The sequence below is a fragment of the Massilia putida genome, assembly GCF_001941825.1.
Taxonomy (GTDB): Bacteria; Pseudomonadota; Gammaproteobacteria; order Burkholderiales; family Burkholderiaceae_D; genus Telluria; species Telluria putida.
In genome coordinates this window covers 1,916,234-1,935,865 of sequence record NZ_CP019038.1, presented here as the reverse complement: position 1 = coordinate 1,935,865, position 19,632 = coordinate 1,916,234, and the positions used below count along the sequence as shown (strand labels likewise).

Sequence of the window (19,632 nt, the reverse complement as noted above, 5' to 3'; positions counted from 1 at the left end):
ACACCATGCGATTTTCCACGACCATCCGTCCGCTGACCTGTGCCTTGCTCGCCGCCGCCGTGCTGTCCGGCTGCGCCTTCACGCCCGCGTACGAGCGCCCGGCAACGCCGAATCCGGCGGCCTTCAAGGAGCTGCAGGGATGGGCGCCCGCCGCACCGGCCGATGCGCTCGAACGGGGCCCGTGGTGGAACCTGTTCTCCGATCCGGTGCTGGACGGCCTGGTGCGGCAGGTCGAGGTCAACAACCAGAACGTGGCGGCCGCCGTCGCCGCGTACAGCCAGGCGCGCGCGCTCGTCGCGGAGCAGCGCGCGTCGCTGTTCCCGACCGTGACCCTGACCGGCGGCGCGAACCGCAACGGCAGCGGCGGGGGCGGCGGCGGGTCCGGCAACAACGGCAACAGCAACGGCAACGGGCGCACGTCCAACAGCTACCGCCTGAACATCGGCTCCAGCTGGGAACCGGACGTGTGGGGCCGCCTGCGCGCGGGCGTGTCGGCGGCGCAGGCCAATGCGCAGGCCAGCGGGGCCGACCTGGCGTCCGCGCGCCTGTCCGCACAGGGCGAACTGGCGGCGGATTATTTTTCGCTGCGCTCCGTCGACGCCCAGCGCGCGCTGCTGGCCACGACCATCGAGGGCTACCGGCGCGTGCTCAAGATCACGCAGAACCGCTTCGACGTCGGCATCGTGCCGCACTCGGACGTCTACCAGGCCCAGACCCAGCTCGCCAGCGCGCAGAGCGACGACCTCACGCTGGCCCGCCAGCGCGCGCAGTTCGAGCACGCGATCGCCGTCCTGATCGGCAAGGCGCCGGCCGACTTCGCGCTGGCGAGCGCAGAGTGGAAGGTGACGGTGCCCGACGTGCCGGTCGGCGTGCCGTCCGCGTTGCTGGAGCGCCGTCCCGACATCGCCGCGTCCGAACGCGCCGTGGCCGCGGCCAATGCGCAGATCGGCATCGTGCGCTCCGCTTACTTCCCGCAGATCGGCTTGACGGCATCGTACGGGCCGTCCGCCAGCGCCATCGGCGACTTGTTCAAGGCGTCGAGCGTCGCGTGGGCGTTGGGCTTGTCGGCCACGGAGACCCTCTTCAACGGCGGCGCCAACCGCGCCGCGGTGCAGGGCGCCAACGCGGCCCGCGAGCAGGCTGTCGCGCGCTACCGCCAGACCGTGCTGACCGCCTTCGCCGACGTCGAGGACCAGTTGGCCGCGACGCGCGTGCTGGCGCAGCAGCAGGAATTGCAGCGCCAGGCTTCCGAGGCCGCGGACAAGGTCGAAGAGCAGGTGCTGAACCGCTACAAGGCCGGCCAGGTGAGTTATTCGGAAGTGGTGCAGGCCCAGGTGACGGCGCTGAACGCGCGCCGCGCGCTCGTGCAGACGCAGGGCAACCGCCAGACGACGGCCGTGGCCCTGATCCAGGCGCTGGGCGGCGGATGGCACGCCGACCAGCTTACCGCGCAGGAGTGACCATGCCCGGCTGGAGCGCCCTGTACCTGGCCGGCGACGTCGCGCTGTCGGCGTGGATGCTGCGCCGCGACTTCCGCCGCCGCGGCCGCGCGGCCGTCGTCGCGACGGCCGAACTGCTGGGCAGTGTGAGCCTCGCGCTGCCGGCGCTCGCTTACCTCGACAAGGACTTCGCGGCGCTGCTGAACGATGCGGCGCTGTGGGCCTTGTTCGTGGTTGGGATGGCAGCGCTGGTGGGCTTCGGCTGGCGCGACATCCGCGCGAGCATCGCAGACCCGCGCACCGCGTGGCTGCCGCCGCGCCGCCGCTGGCTCATCACGGCGCTGGGCCCCGGCATGATGCTGGCGGCCGCGCTGCCCGAAGTGTGGTGGGGCGGCCTGGCCCTCGCCAGATAAACCGGGGTCAGAGCCCGGATTTTGGCAACGACGCCAAGGCAATTTCCAAAAATCGGGCTCTGACCCCGGTGTTAACGCTTTTCGCGCCCCCATTTCTGGGCCAATACGGCGCAGACCATCAACTGGATCTGGTGGAACAGCATCACGGGCAGGATGACCATGCCCAGCGCGCTCGGTGCGAACAGCACCTTTGCCATCGGCACGCCGCTTGCCAGACTTTTCTTCGAGCCGCAGAACACGATGGTGATCTCGTCCTCCCGACTGAAACCCAGGCGGCGGCTCGTCCACGTCGCGAGGCCCAGCGCGATCGCCAGCATCACGCAGCTGATGACGACGAGGCCCGCGAGCGCTTCCCCCGACAGCCTGTGCCACAGGCCTTCGTTGACGGACTCGGAAAACGCCGTGTAGACGACCAGCAGGATCGAACCCTGGTCGACGATCTTCAGCATCGGCTTGTGGCGGTCGACCCAGCGGCCGATCCACGGACGCAGGAACTGGCCGGCCAGGAACGGCAGCAGCAGCTGTTCGACGATGGTGAGCACCGCGTCCAGCGACGAGCCGCCCGCCGCGCCGCGCACGATCAAGGTCGACACGAGCAGCGGCGTGACGAAGATGCCGACGAAGTTCGACGCCGACGCGCTGCACACGGCCGCCGCCACGTTCCCGCGCGCCATCGACGTGAACGCGATCGACGATTGCACGGTCGAGGGCAGGGTGCACAGGAACAGGATGCCCACGTACAGTTCGGGCGTGACGACGTTGCCCGCCAACGGCTTCAATGCGAGGCCCAGCAGCGGGAACATGACGAACGTCGACACGAGCACCAGCAGGTGCAGGCGCCAGTGCGTCATCCCGGCGACGATCGCTTCGCGCGACAGCTTGGCGCCGTGCAGGAAGAACAACAGCCCGATGGCGACCGTGGTGACCTTGCCGAGGACGACGGCCGTCAGGCCGGCGCACGGCAGCACGCTCGCGAGGGCGACGGTGCACAGCAGCAGGATGGTGAAGGTGTCGATCGACAGGCGGCGCAGGGTGGCGGACGTGCGCTCGAGGATGCTGGACATGGCGGGGACGGGCGGACCAAATCGCCTATTGTACCGGCTTGCGCAGGCTGCTGCAGAGCGGCGAGGCCCCGGAGGTGGAATAATGTAAATACGCTGGATTGCCGTTTTTGCGGGATGTGGCGCCCGCGCGACGCTGATATGCGGTCTGTACATACTACGATGCGACGAATCATGACAATTTCGTTTCCGGAACAAGAGGCACTGGCGATATACTCGTGTTTGTTTTTTTGCATCCGAGGTTTGTCTTGTTCAAATCCGTCGTCCTTCCCGTCGCCCTGCTGGGGGCCAGCGCCTGTGCGCTCGCCGACGAGGGCCAGTGGCAGCCGCACCAGCTGCCGCAGCTGAAGTCCGAGCTCAAACGCATCGGCATCACGATCCCGGCCGAGCGCCTCGCCGACCTGTCGAAACATCCGATGAGCGCCATCGTCGCGACGCCCGGTTGCTCCGCGTCGTTCGTGTCGCCGGACGGTCTCGTCGTCACGAACCACCACTGCGGCTACGGCGCGATCCAGCGCAATTCGACCCCGGAACACAATTACATCGCCAACGGCTTCCTGGCCAGGACGCGCGCGGAGGAACTGCCGGGCGGTCCGAACACGGTCGTCTATGTGACGGAGAAGGTGGAGAACGTGACGGACCGCGTGCTGAAAGGCCTGGCGCCCGGCCTGTCCGGCCGCGAGCGCCACGAGCAGGTCGAGGCGCGCATCAAGGCCCTGATCGCCGAATGCGAGAGCGACAAGGCGTTCCGCTGCTCGGTCCCCGCGTTCAACCGCGGCGGTTCGTACTACCGCATCAAGCAGCTCCTGATCCGCGACGTGCGGCTCGTGTACGCGCCGGCCAACAGCGTGGGCGACTTCGGCGGCGACATCGACAACTACGAATTCCCGCGCCACGCCGGCGACTTTTCCTTCCTGCGCGCCTACGTCGGCCGCGACGGCCGCCCGGCCGATCCGTCGCCGGACAACGTGCCGTACAAATCGAAGAGCTTCCTCGTCGTCTCCGCCGAGGGCCTCAAGGCCGGCGACCCGATCCTGCTGGCCGGCTACCCGGGCCGCACGAGCCGCTACAAGCTGCCGGCCGAGATCCGCTTCGCGCGCGATGTCGACTACCCGGCGAAGGTCGCGTCGATCACGGCCGACCTGTCGGTGATCGCGGCCGCCACGATGGGCAATCCGGACTACACGGTGCGCTATGCCAGCGTGGCCAAGAGCCTGAACAATGTGTTGAAGAAGACGCGCGGCCTGCTGGACGGCTTCGCACGCAAGGACATCGCCGGCATCAAGGACGCCCAGGATGCCGAGTTCCGCGCCTGGTACAAGCAGCATGGGACGGGGCCGAAAAACCTGCTGGCTGACCTGGACGCCGCCATCGCCGCCGACATGGCGACGACGCAGCAGGAGACGGCGTGGATGGAAGCGACCCACAGCGACCTGTTGAAAAGCGCCCGCACTTTGTTCCGCCTCGCGCTGGAACACCAGAAGCCCGATGCCCAGCGCGAAGCGGGCTACCAGGACCGCGACGTTTCGTTCATCAAGGCGCGCCTGACGCGCCTCGAGCAATCGTTCGTGGCCAGCGTCGACCAGGCCCGCTGGCAGGCCGCGCTGGTCCGCTACGCCAAACTCGACCCGAAAGCCCGCCCGCACGGCCTCGATGCGGTGGTGCCGGCGCAGAACGCGCTGGCGCCGCTGTACAAGGGCACGGAACTGGGCGACACGGCCAAGCGCCTCGCGTGGATCGGCAAGGATGCGGAGGCGTTCCGCAAATCGAACGACCCGTTCATCCAGCTGGCCGTGCACATGCACGACGTCGGCATGGCGCTGGAAGAGCGCCGCAAGGAAGTCGAGGGCAACCTGGAACGCATCGTCCCGCTGTACATGGATGCCGTCATCGCGTGGAAGAAATCGCAGGGCAAGCCGGTCTACCCGGACGCCAACGGCACGCTGCGCGTCACGTACGGCACCGTGGCCCCGTACAGCCCGCGTGACGGCATCGTCAAGGGACCGTTCACCACCGTGGAAGGCATCCTCGAAAAGCAGACGGGCAAGGCGCCGTTCGACGCGCCGGCCGGGCTGCTGCAGGCGATCCGCGACAAGCGCTACGGCGCGTTCAAGGACCCGGCGCTGGGCACGGTGCCCGTGAACTTCCTGTCGAGCGCCGATACGACGGGCGGCAATTCGGGATCGGCGGTGATGAACCGGCGCGGGGAGCTCGTCGGCCTCAACTTCGACTCGACCTACGAGTCGATCACGAAGGACTGGTACTTCGATCCGGTGATCACGCGCGCGATCCACGTCGACATCCGCTACCTGCTGTGGGTGATGAAGGAGGTCGACCATGCGGACAATCTGCTGCACGAGATGACCATCAAATACCCGAAGAGCTGACGGTGGGCTGGTGGGCACGCTGTGCCCACTAACGGTTTGCATGGTGGGCGGAGGCCGCCCACCCTACGATACGGTTCGACCGTAGGGTGGGCACCCTGTGCCCGCGCGAACGCCTGCCTCACGCGGCCGGGAACCGGATATCGAACCGCGTCTCGCCAGGCGCCCCCGGCGCCAGTGAATACGTGCACCCGTGCCGCTGCAATACCTCGCGCACGAACATCAGGCCGATCCCCTGGCCGCCTTTGCGCGTCGTGAAGAACGGCGTGAACAACGGCCGCGCCGGCCCGGTCGCCAGCAGGTCGCCCGAATCGATCACGGACAGCCGCACGCGCTGGCCTTCGTCCGCGAGTTCCAGCCGCACGAAGCCGCCCGCTGCGCCGGCCTCGTCGATCGCCTCGATCGCATTCTTGACGATGTTGAGCAGCGCCTGCTCGATCAGTTGCGCATCCAGCGCCAGCGGCGCGACCGGATCGCAGCGGTGCCAGCCCAGCGCGATGCCGCGGCTGTTGCACTGTTCCCGGTTCAGCCACAGGATGTCGTCGACGATGGCCTTCAGGTCGGTCGGGCGCGGTTCCGGCGGCGGCATCTTGACGACTTTGGTGAAGCGGTCGATGAATTCGCCCAGGCTCGCGTTGCGGCGCTGGACGGCGACGATGGCCGTCGCGAAGTCGCCCGCGTCCCGTTCGTCGAGCTGGCCGCGGTAGTACAGCAGCGAATCGAGCACGGAGCCGGTTGCGGCCACCGTGTTGTTCACTTCGTGCGCGAGCACGCGGATCAGGCGTTCGTACGTGGCGCGCTCGGAATCCTCCAGTTCGGCCGTCAGCTCCTCGACCATCAGGAAGTGGCGCGCGAAGCCGCGGTCGTAGAACTGGCCGCGCTGGGCGCGGTAGCGGCGGCCGTCGAGGTCCGTCAGCAGGCGCGATTCGCCCAGCGGCAGGGTATCCAGTGCGGCGATCAGCTGGCGGCTGCGGGCGCGGCCGCGCGCGTCGAGACTCGCCATGAAACCGCCGCCGCCTTCGGTCCACGCACTCAGGCGCCGGCCTTGCGGCCCGTCCAGGCCGAGGAGTTCTCCCGCGCCCGCGTTGACGAGGCTGATCGCGCCGTCGAAGTCGAATACGAGGACGGCGGCGGGCGTCGCTTCCAGCAGGCGGTCGAGAAATCCCTGTTGCTCGCCGATGGCCAGGCGCTCGCGGTGCAGCGCGCCGAGCATCGTGTTGAACGTGCCGACCAGGTCCTCGAGTTCCGGCGATGCCGGCGCCGCCAGGCGGCTGGCGTATTGCTGGTCCTGGAGCAGGTCGTGGAACCGGCGGGTATAACCCAGCGGTGCCAAAGCCTGGCGCACCAGCAGCCAGCCCAGCGCGAGGCTGGCCAGCAGCAGGGCTTCCGCGCCGACGAACCACAGCGGACGCCCCGGCAGCAGCAGGGCGGCGCAGCCGAACAGCGGCACGTGCAGCGCCAGGACGTAGGTGCCGAGCTTGATGCGCATCATTCCGCGTGCTGGGCGCCGTCGCCGAGGCCGTGGCGTTCCAGCCGGCGGTACAGCGCGGTGCGCGACAGGCCGAGCGCCTTCGCCACGCGCGAGATGTTGCCGGCATGCTGGCGCAGCGCCTGGTCGATCATCAGGCGCTCGACCTGGTCCAGCGTCATGCCGTCGACGCCGAGCCGCGTGCCCGGCACGTTCTCGTCGACGGCGCTCGTGGCCAGGAAATCGGCCTGCGTGAGGACGTCCTTGCCGGCCAGGAGCAGCGTGCGCTCCAGCGTCTGTTTCAGCTGGCGGATGTTGCCGGGCCACGGTTGCGCGGCGAGCCAGTCCAGCGCCTGCGGCGCCAGGCCGACGGTCTTGATATTGTAGCTGTCGGCCACGGTTGCCACGATGTGGCGCGCGAGCAGCGGAATGTCGCTGCGCCGCTCGCGCAGCGGCGGCAGGCGGATCGTGATCAGGTTCAGGCGGTAGAACAGGTCTTCGCGGAAGTCGCCGGCCGCCACCAGTTCCGCCAGTTCGCGGTTGGTGGCGGAGATGACGCGCACGTCCGCCTGTTCGGCGCGGCTCGCGCCGACGGGCTGGTAGCGCTGGTCTTGCAGCACGCGCAGCAGCTTGACCTGGTCGCCGCGGTTCAGTTCTCCGATCTCGTCGAGGAACAGCGTGCCCCCCTCGGCGCTGGCGATATGGCCCTTGCGGTTGTCGCGCGCGTCCGTGAACGCGCCGCGCACGTGGCCGAACATCTCGCTCTCGAACAGCGACGTCGTGACGGCGCCCATATTGATCTTGACGATGGGAGCAAGCCGGCGCGGGCTGTTGCGGTGGATGGCGTCCGCGATCAGTTCCTTGCCCGTGCCGCTCTCGCCGAGGACCAGCACGGGCGCGCGCGTGGGCGCGACCTGCGCGATCGTCTCCAGCACCTTGAGCAGCTTCGGATGCTCGCCGACGATGTCCGTGAAGTCGTACTTCGCGTCGAGCGCGGCGCGCGTGCGGCAGGCCGGCGCCGCGGACGTGCCCAGGTCCAGCGTCGCTTCGATCAGGTCGACCAGCTGGGCGTTGTCCCAGGGTTTGGTAAAAAAGTTGGCGGCGCCGGCCTTCACGCCGCGCACGGCCAGCGCGATCGAGCCCCAGGCCGTCATCAGGAGGACGGGCAGCCCCGGATGCGCGGCCTTGATCTGCGCGAGCAGGGCCAGGCCTTCCTCGCCGCTCGTCTGCAGCGAGAAATTCATGTCCTGTAGGACGAGATCGAACGCGTTCGATGCCAGCTGCGCCAGCGCCTCGCGCGGCCCGTCCGCGCAGACCGCGTCGAAGCCGGCCTGCTTGAGCAGCAAAGCCAGCGAGACCTGGACGGCGTGGTCGTCGTCGACGACCAGTACGCGCCGTCTCCGTTGTAGTTCCATGGATGCCTTTTATTCGTAATGCAGCGCCGCCGCGGGATCGAGGCGGCTCGCGCGCCAGCCCGGGTAGAGCGAGCACGCCAAGGATAGCAGATAGATAACGGCCATCGACAGCAGGGCGGCGCCGGCGAACACGGGCCAGTTCAGCGTCTCGCCCAGCGCGCCGGTCAGCGGCAGCTGCACGAGCAGGACCAGCGCGGCGGCGATGGCCAATGAGCACAGCAGCAACTGTTCGAACACGATCTGCCGGTAGATGCTGCCGGCGCTGGCGCCGAGCGCGCGGCGCAGGCCGATCTCGGGAATCCGGCGCGTCGTGTTCTGCCACAGCACGCCGAACAGGCCGAAGGCGACCATCAGCAGCATGAACGCGGCGATGACGGCGACGACGGCCAGCGGCACCAGTTGCTCCTTCAGCAGCGTGGCGCGCATCGCGGCCAGGGGCGCGATCTCGTACGACCAGTCGTTGCGGACCGCCTTGAGGCGCCGGTTCAGCTTTTCCTCGAACGCGCGCGGCGTGCCCGGCGCGACCTTGACCAGGATCGTGCGTGCGCGCGACTGGCTCGTGTGCGGCGCGAAGCGGGCGATGACGAAGTTCGTCGGCGTCATGAAAGGCCCCTTGTTGCGGAACGCGTCGACGAGGCCCACGACCCGGTACGTGCGGGGCGGGCCATTCTCCGCGCTCGTGAAGCGCTGGCCCAGCGCCTGCCGGCCGGGAAACAGCGCGGCCGCCATGCGCCGGTTCAGCACCGCCGGAAGATCCGGCTGGCCTTCGTCGGTGGCGTCGAACCAGCGCCCGGCCGTCAGGTGCACGCCCAGCGCGGCGGCGACGTCGTCGCTCACCTCGATGGTGTCCGTGTCCACCTTCGCGCCGGTTTGCGGCGACCTGAAGCTGGTGGTCCACGTGGACAAGGTGTACGGCGCGTGGGTGGCAAAGCCGACGGCCCGCACTTCCGGCAGCTCGAGCAGGCTGCGGCGCAGCAGGTCGTAGGTGTCGGGGGAGATCGCATCGGCCGGCATGTCGGAGAACTGCATGGCGACCGACCATGTGTCGATGCCGTCGAAGCCGATCGGTTCGCGATACAACTGCCAGAAGCGCAGGCCGACCGCGGCGATGCCGAACACGATGGCGAAGGCCAGCAGGATCTCGAGGCTCAGCATCAGATTCCTGGACTTGCGCTTCCAGGTGAGTCGCAACAGGTGGCGCAGCATCACGCGGCTCCTTTCAGGGCGTGGACGGGATCGAGGCGCGACATCTTCCACGCGGGCAGCGCGCCGGACAGGAGGCCGAAGACGAGGGCGAGCAGCATGCCGCAGCCGAACACCGGCAGGTTGATGTCGACCTCCAGATAGGGAATCAATTGCGACGCTTCGAGCCACCACAGCACGAGCCGTGCGCACGCGAGGCCGAGCAGGCCGCCCGCGAGGCACAGCAGCACGTTCTCGACGACCAGCTGGCCCGCCAGCTGCAGGCTGGTGGCGCCGAACGCCTTGCGCACCCCGATCTCGGCGCTGCGTTCGAGGATGCGTCCCATGTTCAGGTTGACGAGGTTCAGCGCGGGCAGCAGCATGAACAGCAGCATGCCGGCACCGATCATCGTCAGCAGCCGCGCAGCACCGGAGTCGGCCACGCTTTGCCGGCCCAGTAGCATGCGCGCGAACACATCCAGTTTGCTGTCGGCCCAGAACCGCGTGGTCGGGTAGGTGCGCGGGTCGGCGCTGACGAAGGTCGTCGCAATGCGCGCGACGTCGCGCTGGATGCGCGGCAGATCATCCGGCGAACGCGCCATCAGCAAGGCGGCGAAGGGCCCGGTGAGGTCCTTCTGGTAATCGGTCGACGGAAACGTCGTCAGCGGTGTCCACATGTCGGCGTAGGCATTGATGTGGATGACGTCCGCGACGACGCCGATGATCTCGAACGTCTGCCCGCCCACGCTGATGCGTTGCCCCACCGCGGCGGCGCCCGGAAACAGGCGGCGCCCTGTCGATGCGTTGACGACGGCGACGAGGTGCCCGAGCCGGTCGTCGTCCTCGTTCGGCAGGCGGCCGGCCAGCACGTGGAAGTCGAGGATCTTCCAGTAGTCGGCGTCGACGCGGCGCATGTCGAGCTGGCTGACGCGGTCGCCCTGGTAGACGGACACCGTGCCCGGAACCGTGAACGCGGAGACGCGCTCGACGCCCGTCATCGGTTTCAGGTATTTGTCGATGGTCTTGTAGCCCAGGAGGGTGGTGAGCGTGTTCTTGCCGTCCGGGCTCTCGCTGCGGATGCCGTACACCTGCAGGAAGCGGTCGCTCCTGCCTTCCACGCCGCTCGGCCAGAACGTGGTCTGCAGCAGCGCGGTGATCACCATCAGCACGACGAGCGTCAGCACGATGCACGCCAGGTTGATCGCCGTGAACAGCTTGCGGCGCATGAAGACCTTGTACGCGGTCAGCAGGTAGTTACGCAGCATGGAGGCGCTCCGGTTGCACCAGCTGGCCGTCGAACACGCGCACGATGCGGCCGACGCGGCGGGCGTCGATCTCGTCGTGCGTGACCATCACGATCGTCGTGCCTTCGGCGTTCAGCTTCAGCAGGAGGTCCATGATCTCGGCGCCCATCTTGCTGTCCAGGTTCCCCGTCGGCTCGTCGGCCAGCAGGACATGCGGCTGGCCGACGATGGCGCGCGCGATCGCCACGCGCTGCTGCTGGCCGCCGGACAGCTGGTTCGGATAGTGGTCCATGCGCGCGCCGAGGCCCACGCGCTCCAAAGCCGCGCGCGCGAGCCGGCGCCGCTCGCCGCCGGACACGCTGCGGTAGAGCAGGGGCAGTTCCACGTTGTCGATCACGCGCAGGTCGGGGATCAGGTGGAAGCTCTGGAACACGAAGCCGAACATGCGGTTGCGCAGCTGCGCCACTTCCTTGTCGCGGTACGACGCGATGGCGGCGCCGTCGATGTCCACGCTGCCCTGGCCGGGCCGGTCGAGCAGGCCGATGATGTTCAGCAGCGTACTCTTGCCGCAGCCGCTGGGGCCCATCATGGCGACGAATTCGCCGCGCTCGATGGAGAGATCGATGTCCTTCAGTGCCAGCGTCTCGACCTTGTCCGTGCGGTAGGTCTTGCTGACTTTGTTCAGTCTGATCATGAGGTCCTCGCTGTGTTTAATTCGAAATGCGGATGGTGTCCAGGTCCTTGAATGCGCGGATGTCCGAGACGAGCACCCGCTCGCCCTCGCGCGCGCCCGCGACGACTTCGACCACCTTGCCGTCGCTCGCGCCCAGCGTGACCGTCCGCTTGCGCGCCACATCGCCGTCGACGACGAACGCCGGCTGCGGCCCGCGTCCGTTGAACGCGGCGCCGTTGTCGACCACGAGCACGTGCGCGCGGCGTTCGGTGACGACGTTGACGTCGACGCGCATCTTGTTGCGCAGGTGCGCGTTGCGGGGCTGGGCCAGGTCGACGAGCAGCTTGATCGTGCCGTTCTGGATTTCGGGCAGGATCGTGTGGACGGTGCCGGCCAGGATCTCGCCGTTCTGTTCCACGCGCACGGCCTGCCCTGGCGCGAGCTGGCGCGCGTGGAAGTCCGATAAGGTCGCCTCGACGCGGTAGTTGTCCGATTCGGAGACGCGCGCCACGAGCTGGCCCGCCGCCACGCTGGCGCCTTCTTCCTCGACGAGCCAGGTCAGCATGCCGCCGAACGGGGCGCGCACGCGGGTGCGGTCCAGCAGTTGATCCTGCTGCGCGATCTGCTTTTGCAGGATCGCTTTCTGCAGGTCGGCGGCGGCGATGTTGCTGGCCGTAGTGCGGCGCGTGTCCTCGAGCAGGGCGCGCTGCTGGCGCAGCTGGATCTCCGTGCGCTTGACGTTCAGTTCCGCCGTCAGCAGGTTCTCGCCCGATACGAGACCGCTCGAGCGCAGCTTCTCGCTGCGTTCCAAGGTGGCGCGCGCGGCCTGCAGGTCGATTTCCAGCAGTTCGATGCTGCTTGAGATCTGCGTGCGCTTCTGCTGCAGTTCCTGCGTCAGGGTCGCGATGCGGTTGTCCTGCTGCGCCAGTTGTTCCTTCAACGCTTCCAGCGCGAGGCGGATCTCGCGGTCGTCCAGTTCCAGCAGCAGGTCGCCCGCCCGTACTGGCTGGCCGGGCTTGGCGTGAACCTTCGCGACGCGGCTCGCGCCCGGACTCGCCACCACTTCCTCGCGCACGGGGATGACGATGCCGGATGCGCCCACCGTGTTGTCGACGTTGCCGCGCCGGACCTGCGCGATGACGACGTCCTCGACCGAGACGCCGGGGCGCAGCATGCGGTTCAAGCCCCACGCGCCGGCGCACAGGCCGCCGAGCAGCAAAAGCGTGCCGGCGACGCGCAGGCGGGTGCGGCGGCGGATGATGTCGAGACTGAGGGCCTGGTCCATGATTGGCGGCGATGCGTTGCGATGCTGCCTGTGTTGCAAGGCGCGTGCCAGCATGGTTTCCCTGGAGGAGGAGGGCGTGTGGGCTCTTCGCACTGCCCGGCGGCGGGCAACGGTGTCCGGAAACGGACACTCGTCCGCCGGGTTGCATAAACGTCCGGCTCCTTCCATAATCGCCGACTCGCCCGCATCTCTTCTTCCATGAACGATACCCTGGTCCTGCTTGGCTTCACCACCACGCCGCTCGAACTGCTCGGCTTTGTCCTGTCGGTCGCGACGGTCGTGCTCACGATCCTGCGCAATCACTGGGGCTGGTTCTTCGCCATCGTCTCGTCGGCCACGTACGGCGTCGTGTTCGCAGGCGCCCGCCTGTACGGCGACGCCGGCTTGCAGGGCGTGTTCATCGCCGCCTCGATCTGGGGCTGGTGGCAGTGGCTGCGCGGCGCCGAGGGCAGGCCGCTGCCCGTGACGCGCCTGACGCGCCCGGGCTGGATCGCGTCGCTGGCCGGCTGGGCCATCGGTTTTGTCGCGCTGTCGGCGTTCCTGAAAGCCTTCACGGACACGGACGTGCCGCATATGGACGGCTTCCTCACGGCCGGCAGCCTGCTGGGCCAGCTGCTCACGGCGAAAAAGAAGATCGAGAACTGGCACACGTGGATCGTCGTCGACGTGCTGTACGTGGGGCTGTACGTCTACAAGGGCCTGCACCTGACGGCGATCCTGTACGCCGTGTTCGTCGTGCTGGCCGTGCTGGGCCTGCGCGCGTGGACGGCGGCCGCGCGTGCCGATGCGGCGCCGCCCGCCGGCGTGCCGGTGGCCGGGGGCGTGTGATGACGCCGAAGCGGATCGCCCTGCTGGGCGCGGAATCGACGGGCAAGTCGACCTTGGCGCAGGCGCTGGCGGCGCGCTACGGCACGCTGTGGGTGGCGGAATACCTGCGCGAATTCGTGGAGGTCAACGCGCGCGTGCCGCGCGAGGACGACCAGGTCGGCATCGCGCGCACCCAGCGCGCACGCGAGCAGGTGCTGGCGGACGACGCGCGCGTGCGGGACTTCCTGTTCGTCGACACGACGCCGTTGATGACGGCCGTGTACAGCCGCGTCTACTGGGGGCGCGTGCCGGCCGACCTGCTTGCTTTGGAAGCGGCGCACGACTATGCCTGGACGCTCGTCGCGGCGCCCGATCTGCCGTGGGTGCCGGACGGGCTGCAGCGCGAGTCGGAAGAGGTGCGGCAGCGGGTGCATGCGCAGCTGCTGGACGTGCTCGATGCACGCGGGATTCCGTTCACGTTGTTGACGGGGGAACTCGAGGCGCGCTTGCGGCAGGTGGAAGAACTGATTGGCCCGCCCACCGGTCGTTCCCGCGAAAGCGGGAACCCATACTAAATATCCGCAGTCGCCTCGGTATGGGTTTCCGCCTGCGCGGGAAGCCGTTTCCGGCAATGCCGGAAACGACGGTTTGCAGGCTACGTTAGAAATCGAACTGCGCCGATGCCCTGAACGTCCGCGGCGCCCCCGGCAGCAGGTAGCCGCCCAGCTCCGGCGTCACGTCGCGCCAGTAGAACTTGTCGAACAGGTTCTCGGCCCGCGCGCGCAGCGTGACGTTCGTCGCGCCCCATTTCACGCCGTACGACGCGCCCACGCCGAACACGTGGTAATCCGGCACGAACACCGTGTTTGCGACGTCGAACGCTTTCTTGCCCGAGTACTGCCACGTGCCGTCCAGCTTCAGGCCCGGGACCGCGGCCACGGCATACTGCACCCACGCCGTCGATTTGAACGCGGGGACGTCCGTCACGCGCTTGCCGTCGATGCTTGCCTGGCTAGTCCCTTCCTGGCGCGTGTTCAGGGCCATCAACGACAGGCTCCAGTCCAGCGCCGGCGTGACCTTGCCCTGCGCCGTCAATTCCAGGCCGCGGTGGGTTTCTTTACCGTTGCGCACGAACGTGTTGTGCGCGTCCGTGTACTCCAGGCCCTGGCGGATCTGGAACAGCGCGGCCGACAGGTTGATGCCATTGTCCAGCGCGGCCTTGGCGCCGATCTCGACCTGGTGCGAACGCTGCGGCGCCAGCACCTGGTTCTCGTTCGTCGTCTGCATCGGCGCGATGCCGCCGTGCTGCAGGCCGTGGCTGACGGCGGCGTACACGTTCCAGTCGCGCGCGGGGCTGAACACGAGGGCGGCGCTCGGCAGCAGGAACGAGTCGTCGCTGTGCACGTAGCCGGTGGCCTCGTCGACGAATTCGCTGCGCTTGACCTGGACGTGGCGCAGGCCCGCGTGCACGGTCAGCCGGTCGGTCAGGCTCACGATGTCCTGGGCGAACAGGGCGCGTTCCTCGTCGCTGCGGCGCTCGAACACGGGGCCCGTCACGCGGGTGGCCGCCACGTGCGGCGTCACGAGCGGGTGCCACAGATTGCTGTAGCCGACGTAGTCGTAGACGTAATCGCCGAAGCTGTCGTGCCGCTCGGAGTACGAGGTGCCGACCGTGAGGGCATGGCGGATCATGCCGGTCGCGAACTTGCCTTGCACCTGCGCCTGCACGCCCCACGGCGACTTGCGCTCGCCCGTGCTCTGGTAGTCGTAGACGTCGTAGTCGCCGTTGGAACAGTAGCCCGGATAATAGCCCGCGCCCTCGTTGCTGCAACCGTAGGGGAAGGCGGTGAAGTCGTCGCGCTTGAACCAGTGCTTGTTGGCGGCCACGGTCGCGAGCCAGCTAGGGGCGAGCTTGTATTCGAAGCGCAGGCCCAGGTTGCTGTCCTTCGTCTTGACGGGGCGCGTCCACGGCTGGTCGTTCAGCAGCATCTTGGGCGACACGCCCGTCGGCAGCACCTCGTTGCGGATCAGCTGGAAGCCGGGCGCCGTGATCTGGGCCTTGCGCTGGTAATCCATGTCCAGCTGGAGCAGCGCATCGGGCGTGATCTGCCAGTCGAACGCGGCCGACACGAACTGGCGGTCGCCGTTGGCGCCGCGCACGTACGGGTGGATGTCGGCGCTGGACGCGTTGATGCGGTAGCCGAAGCGGCGGTCGTCGAAACGGCCGCCGAGATCCACGGTGCCGTACAAGGTCCCGCGTTCGCTCACCTCCACGGTGGCGGAGCGCAGCGGCGTGTTCGTCGGGCGCTTGGTCACGTAGTTGACGATGCCGCCCGGCGTGGCGATGCCGGCCGTCAGGCCCGCGAGGCCTTTCAGCACTTCGATGCGTTCCTTGTTCTCCAGCGGGATCTGGGTGTCGCCCGGGATCGCGAAGCCGTCCTTGCGGTAGCTGTAGTTGTTGTCCAGGGCGAAGCCGCGGATCGAGAATTGTTCGGCATAGCCGACGGCGTTGTAGGCGTCGGCGACGGACGCGTCGAAGCGCATCGCCTCGGTCGTCGAGCGGATCGACAGGTCCTGCATCTGCGTGCGGCCGATGGCGGTGATGGAGGCCGGGGTGTCGAACAGCGACGCCTCGCCGAAGCCGCCGACGCTGGCGCGGTCGACGGCGATGAAGCGGTTGCCCGTCACGATGACTTCGGCGACGGGGCGGGTGGTGTCCTGTGCGTGCGCGTTCGCGACGAAGGCTTGCGCGATGGCATACGCGGCTGCGGTGTACTTCAATTGACGGTTCATGGTTTGCTCGTTTTCGCGCCGCGATGGGCACGCTGCTTTCTTCTAAAAGCCGGAGCCAACGGGGGAAGGGCAAACAAGGATGGGAGCTGCGTTGCGCTTTCCTTCGCTGGCATTATCCAGATCAGGTACGGAGGGTATCTCTCACCCGGGAAGCGAACTCCCAGGACCCCTAGCGAAGGCGCGAGTGTAGCACAGCGCGCCTTTTTATGGTGCGTCTGCTAATAGACATGTTGTAAAGCCGATGGTTCCGCGCGCCGCCGGCCGACGCGCGGAACGGGTGTGGCTAGAGCGCGCCTTCGAGCACGTCGCGCGCCACGTCCAGCGTGACGTCGCCGGTCTCGCCCATGGCGGTCATGCCGTGCGCCTCCAGTGCGGCGATCACGGCCGGGATCGCGTCGCGGCCCAGGTCGTAGTCGGACAGTTTCGTGCCGACGCCCATGGTGCGGAAGAAGTCTTCCGTGCGGTCGATGGCCGCGTCGATGCGCGCGTCCTCGTCGCCGGCATGGATGTCCCATACGCGCGCCGCGTATTGCAGCAGCTTGTCCCGCTTGGCGGCGCGGCGCACGCGCAGCATCGCCGGCAGCACGACCGCCAGCGTCTGCGCGTGGTCGAGCCCATACAACGCGGTCAGCTCGTGGCCGATGATGTGCGTGGACCAGTCTTGCGGCACGCCGGTGCCGATCAGGCCGTTCAGGGCCAGCGTGGCCGTCCACATCAGGTTGGCGCGCACGTCATACGCTTGCGGCGTGGCCAGTGCGCGCGGGCCGTCCTCGACGAGCGTCAGCAGCAGGCCTTCGGCAAAGCGGTCCTGCACCTTGGCCTGGGCGGGCACGGTCATATATTGCTCGATCACGTGCACGAACGCGTCGACGACGCCGTTGCCGACCTGGCGCGCGGGCAGCGTGTAGGTGCGCGTCGGGTCGAGCACGGCGAACTGCGGAAACACGGCGGGCGAAATGAACGCGAATTTCTCCTGCGTGCGCTTGCGCGTGATGACCGCGCCCGCGTTCATCTCGGAACCGGTCGCCGGCAGGGTCAGCACGACGCCGATGGGCAGCGCGGCATGCACGTTGGCCGCGTGCTGCTCGAGGATGGTCCACGGATCGGCGTCGAGCAGGGCGCCGGCCGCCACGAACTTGGTGCCGTCGATCACGGAGCCGCCGCCCACGGCCAGCAGGAAGTCCACGCGTTCGCGGCGCACGAGCGCGATGGCCTCCGACAGGGTTTCGCAAGTGGGATTCGGTTCGATGCCGCCGAACTCGAACACGGTGCGGCCGGCCAGCGCGGCCATCACCGCGTCGTACGTGTCGTTGGCGCGGATGCTGCCGCCGCCATACAGCACGAGGACACGGGCCTCCGGCGGAACCAGTGTCCCGATGCGCTCGATCTGGCCGTCGCCGAACAGGATGCGGGTGGGATTGTGGAAGTCGAAGTTGTGCAAGATGATCCTCCGGTTTTGTTCAGAGGATCATTATCGCGCAGACGGACAGCCGTCGTGGCAGTCGGCCGGCCGATGTCGGCCGGATGACGTTCAGGCCGGCTCGGGAATCGCCGCCGGATGCGCCACGTGCGCCCGCGCGTGCAGCAGGTGGCGCTGCACGACGGACCGCGACGATTCGCCGATCAGGCGCCAGTGCTCGCGCCGCAGGGCCGCGCGCTTGCGGTGCTTGGACGGCATTTCGGACAGCGGCTTCACGTAGAACGGCAGCGCGATCAGATAGCCGTCGCGGCCCGGCATTTCCTCGCCGCCGAGGATCCTCCAGAAGCCGTCGTACGCGTTGGCGAAATGTTTTTCCGGGTCGGGGTCGTAGGCGACGTGCGCTTCGCTACGGATCGCCACGACCTTGTCCATGCCGAGCGCCAGCGCGATGCCCTGAATGGCCGCGAAGCAGAAGAAGCTGGGCGAGTTGTTCGGGAAGATGCGCTCGAACGCTTCGAACGCGGCGCCGGAATCGATCCAGCGGCCCTGGTTGCGCGCGATGAAGGGAACGATGGGCATGTCGACGCCCACCATCGCGCCTTCGAGCCAGCTGAAGGACAGGCGGTGCAGGCATTTGCCGTCCGCGATGAGCGCGACGGTGAGGTCGCCTTCGGCATTGCTGCGCGACGCCATTTCCAGCTGGATCATGAAGGTGCTGCCCTCGGCCTCGTGCTGCCACAGCGGGAGGCAGCGCTGGCCGTAGACGGCGTCCAGGTAGACGTCGTTGAACGTCGTTTCCTCGAAACGGTAGTGGCTCAGCACGGCCCGCACGCGCTGGCGCGGACTGAGGCCCTTGATGAGGTAGTCGCGGTGGCTGAGGTGGTGGAACAGGTCGTCGTTGGCCGAGCCGGCGACGTGGTTGCGGTAGACGCCGAGCCGGCACAGCGCGCGGTGGTCGCGGTAATACGCCAGCACGCGCAGGCTGCGCGCGATGCACAGGATCCACGACGACAGGCTGTACTGGCGACGACGGGCCATCCAGTGTTTGGTCAGGTGAGCGAAAATCATGGTGCGCTCCGGGCGATTCGTTATCGGTGGTTCATCTCGTCCCCCCACCGTTCTGGCGGGCGGGATTACTCAACGGGAAAAAATCGTTCAGCAGATCAAGATCGGCACCATCGAAAACGCATCCCCACTCTTTTTATTGTTGTCTTCATGTCTCTCTTTGTTGATCTTTTGTCAGGCACATGCCAGACGCAAGACTAGCACGATTGCCGCGCCGAACATCGAAAAGCTGCTCAATAATTGAGTCAGACCGAACAAGTTGAGGAGCGTGGCATGGTGTATGAACTTTTTTACTGGCCGAGCATCCAGGGCCGCGGCGAATTCGTGCGGCTGGCGCTGGAAGAGGCGGGGGTGCACTACGTGGACGTGGCGCGCGAGCCGGGCGGCATGGCGCGCATGATGGCGGCGATGGACGGCGCCGACCACCCGTCGTTCGCGCCGCCGTTCCTGAAGGCGGGCGACGTGACGGTGGGCCAGACCGCCAACATCCTGATGTTCCTGGGCGAGCGCCACGGGCTGGCGCCGCAGGATGCGCAGGGTAAATATTGGGTGAACCAGATCCAGCTGACGATCGCCGACATCGTGGCGGAGGCGCACGACACCCACCACCCGATCGCCACGTCGCTGTACTACGAGGACCAGCGCCCGGAAGCCAAGCGCCGCGCGGCCGACTTCATCGACACGCGCATTCCGAAATTCTTCGACTGGTTCGAGAACCTGCTGGCCCGGCCGGAACCGAAAGACTATCTGCTGGGCGACGCGGTCACATATGCCGACCTGTCGCTGTTCCAGCTCGTCGCCGGCCTGCGCTACGCCTTTCCCAAGGCGCTGGCCCGCATCGACGCGGGCTATCCGCTGTTGATGGCGCTGCACGACCGCGTGGCCGCGCGGCCGCGCATCGCGGCCTATCTGAAATCGAAGCGGCGGCTGGCCTTCAACGAGGAAGGGATTTTCCGCCACTACGCGGAGCTGGATAAATAGCG

17 protein-coding genes and 1 riboswitch are annotated in these 19,632 nt (G+C 67.8%); of the genes, 7 read left to right on the top strand and 10 right to left on the bottom strand.

The genetic code is table 11. The features are described 5' to 3' along the window. Nucleotides 1-5 precede the first annotated feature (5 nt). Together BVG12_RS10860 and BVG12_RS10855 are read left to right on the top strand one after the other, a co-directional pair. Nucleotides 6-1,460 (top strand): efflux transporter outer membrane subunit, encoded by a 1,455-nt coding sequence (locus BVG12_RS10860; protein ID WP_229503856.1) that lies wholly within the window; start codon nt 6-8, stop codon nt 1,458-1,460. 2 nt (nt 1,461-1,462) lie between these two features. After that, a complete protein-coding gene (locus tag BVG12_RS10855; RefSeq protein ID WP_075792394.1) occupies nt 1,463-1,852 on the top strand; it encodes a hypothetical protein in 390 nt (129 codons plus the stop codon). 71 nt (nt 1,853-1,923) lie between these two features. Here the strand turns inward: BVG12_RS10855 and BVG12_RS10850 are convergent, their stop codons facing one another. Continuing rightward, a complete protein-coding gene (locus BVG12_RS10850; RefSeq protein WP_075792393.1) occupies nt 1,924-2,916 on the bottom strand; it encodes a bile acid:sodium symporter family protein in 993 nt (330 codons plus the stop codon). A 245-nt stretch (nt 2,917-3,161) separates the two neighbouring features. On the opposite strand from BVG12_RS10850, the gene BVG12_RS10845 reads away from it, so the two are divergent. Beyond that, nucleotides 3,162-5,300, top strand: coding sequence for a S46 family peptidase (locus BVG12_RS10845; protein ID WP_075792392.1), 2,139 nt, complete (start codon nt 3,162-3,164; stop codon nt 5,298-5,300). Between the two features lie 118 nt (nt 5,301-5,418). Here BVG12_RS10845 and BVG12_RS10840 read toward each other — a convergent pair whose 3' ends face one another. From BVG12_RS10840 to BVG12_RS10815, 6 genes are read right to left on the bottom strand one after another with little or no spacing between them, the layout of a single operon-like run. Next, nucleotides 5,419-6,789: a sensor histidine kinase gene (locus BVG12_RS10840; RefSeq protein WP_075792391.1), complete on the bottom strand. Its 1,371-nt coding sequence runs from the start codon at nt 6,787-6,789 to the stop codon at nt 5,419-5,421. Then, nucleotides 6,786-8,180 carry a sigma-54-dependent transcriptional regulator gene (locus tag BVG12_RS10835; protein ID WP_075792390.1) on the bottom strand — a complete coding sequence of 465 codons (1,395 nt, stop codon included), beginning with the start codon at nt 8,178-8,180 and terminating at the stop codon, nt 6,786-6,788. Before BVG12_RS10835 ends, BVG12_RS10840 begins: the two co-directional genes overlap by 4 nt. Before the next feature lie 9 nt (nt 8,181-8,189). Beyond that, entirely contained in the window at nt 8,190-9,386 is a 1,197-nt protein-coding gene (locus BVG12_RS10830; protein WP_075792389.1) for an ABC transporter permease, read from the bottom strand. Further along, the gene (locus tag BVG12_RS10825; protein WP_075792388.1) at nt 9,386-10,627 is read right to left on the bottom strand and encodes an ABC transporter permease; all 1,242 of its coding nucleotides are present in this window, start codon (nt 10,625-10,627) and stop codon (nt 9,386-9,388) included. Before BVG12_RS10825 ends, BVG12_RS10830 begins: the two co-directional genes overlap by 1 nt. Continuing rightward, a complete protein-coding gene (locus BVG12_RS10820; protein WP_075792387.1) occupies nt 10,617-11,300 on the bottom strand; it encodes an ABC transporter ATP-binding protein in 684 nt (227 codons plus the stop codon). Before BVG12_RS10820 ends, BVG12_RS10825 begins: the two co-directional genes overlap by 11 nt. Nucleotides 11,301-11,316: 16 nt before the next feature. Further along, nucleotides 11,317-12,564, bottom strand: coding sequence for an efflux RND transporter periplasmic adaptor subunit (locus BVG12_RS10815; protein ID WP_075792386.1), 1,248 nt, complete (start codon nt 12,562-12,564; stop codon nt 11,317-11,319). Between the two features lie 198 nt (nt 12,565-12,762). On the opposite strand from BVG12_RS10815, the gene pnuC reads away from it, so the two are divergent. Together pnuC and BVG12_RS10805 are read left to right on the top strand one after the other, a co-directional pair. Further along, nucleotides 12,763-13,392: a nicotinamide riboside transporter PnuC gene (gene pnuC, locus BVG12_RS10810; RefSeq protein WP_075792385.1), complete on the top strand. Its 630-nt coding sequence runs from the start codon at nt 12,763-12,765 to the stop codon at nt 13,390-13,392. Next, nucleotides 13,392-13,946 carry an AAA family ATPase gene (locus BVG12_RS10805; protein WP_075792384.1) on the top strand — a complete coding sequence of 185 codons (555 nt, stop codon included), beginning with the start codon at nt 13,392-13,394 and terminating at the stop codon, nt 13,944-13,946. The genes pnuC and BVG12_RS10805 overlap by 1 nt, the downstream gene beginning before the upstream one ends. Before the next feature lie 85 nt (nt 13,947-14,031). Here the strand turns inward: BVG12_RS10805 and BVG12_RS10800 are convergent, their stop codons facing one another. The 3 genes from BVG12_RS10800 to BVG12_RS10790 form a co-directional block, all read right to left on the bottom strand. Beyond that, a complete protein-coding gene (locus tag BVG12_RS10800; protein WP_075792383.1) occupies nt 14,032-16,164 on the bottom strand; it encodes a TonB-dependent siderophore receptor in 2,133 nt (710 codons plus the stop codon). 81 nt (nt 16,165-16,245) lie between these two features. Beyond that, a riboswitch (TPP riboswitch) is annotated at nt 16,246-16,345 on the bottom strand. A 102-nt stretch (nt 16,346-16,447) separates the two neighbouring features. Then, on the bottom strand, nt 16,448-17,605 hold the full coding sequence (locus tag BVG12_RS10795) for an iron-containing alcohol dehydrogenase (RefSeq protein ID WP_075792382.1): 1,158 nt from the start codon (nt 17,603-17,605) through the stop codon (nt 16,448-16,450). 90 nt (nt 17,606-17,695) lie between these two features. After that, nucleotides 17,696-18,652, bottom strand: coding sequence for a DUF535 family protein (locus BVG12_RS10790; protein WP_075792381.1), 957 nt, complete (start codon nt 18,650-18,652; stop codon nt 17,696-17,698). Between BVG12_RS10790 and BVG12_RS33995 the strand changes: the two genes are divergently transcribed. After that, the gene (locus tag BVG12_RS33995; RefSeq protein ID WP_156895608.1) at nt 18,651-18,893 is read left to right on the top strand and encodes a hypothetical protein; all 243 of its coding nucleotides are present in this window, start codon (nt 18,651-18,653) and stop codon (nt 18,891-18,893) included. The genes BVG12_RS10790 and BVG12_RS33995 overlap by 2 nt on opposite strands. Nucleotides 18,894-18,922: 29 nt before the next feature. Beyond that, nucleotides 18,923-19,630 (top strand): glutathione S-transferase, encoded by a 708-nt coding sequence (locus BVG12_RS10785; protein WP_075792380.1) that lies wholly within the window; start codon nt 18,923-18,925, stop codon nt 19,628-19,630. Nucleotides 19,631-19,632 lie beyond the last annotated feature (2 nt).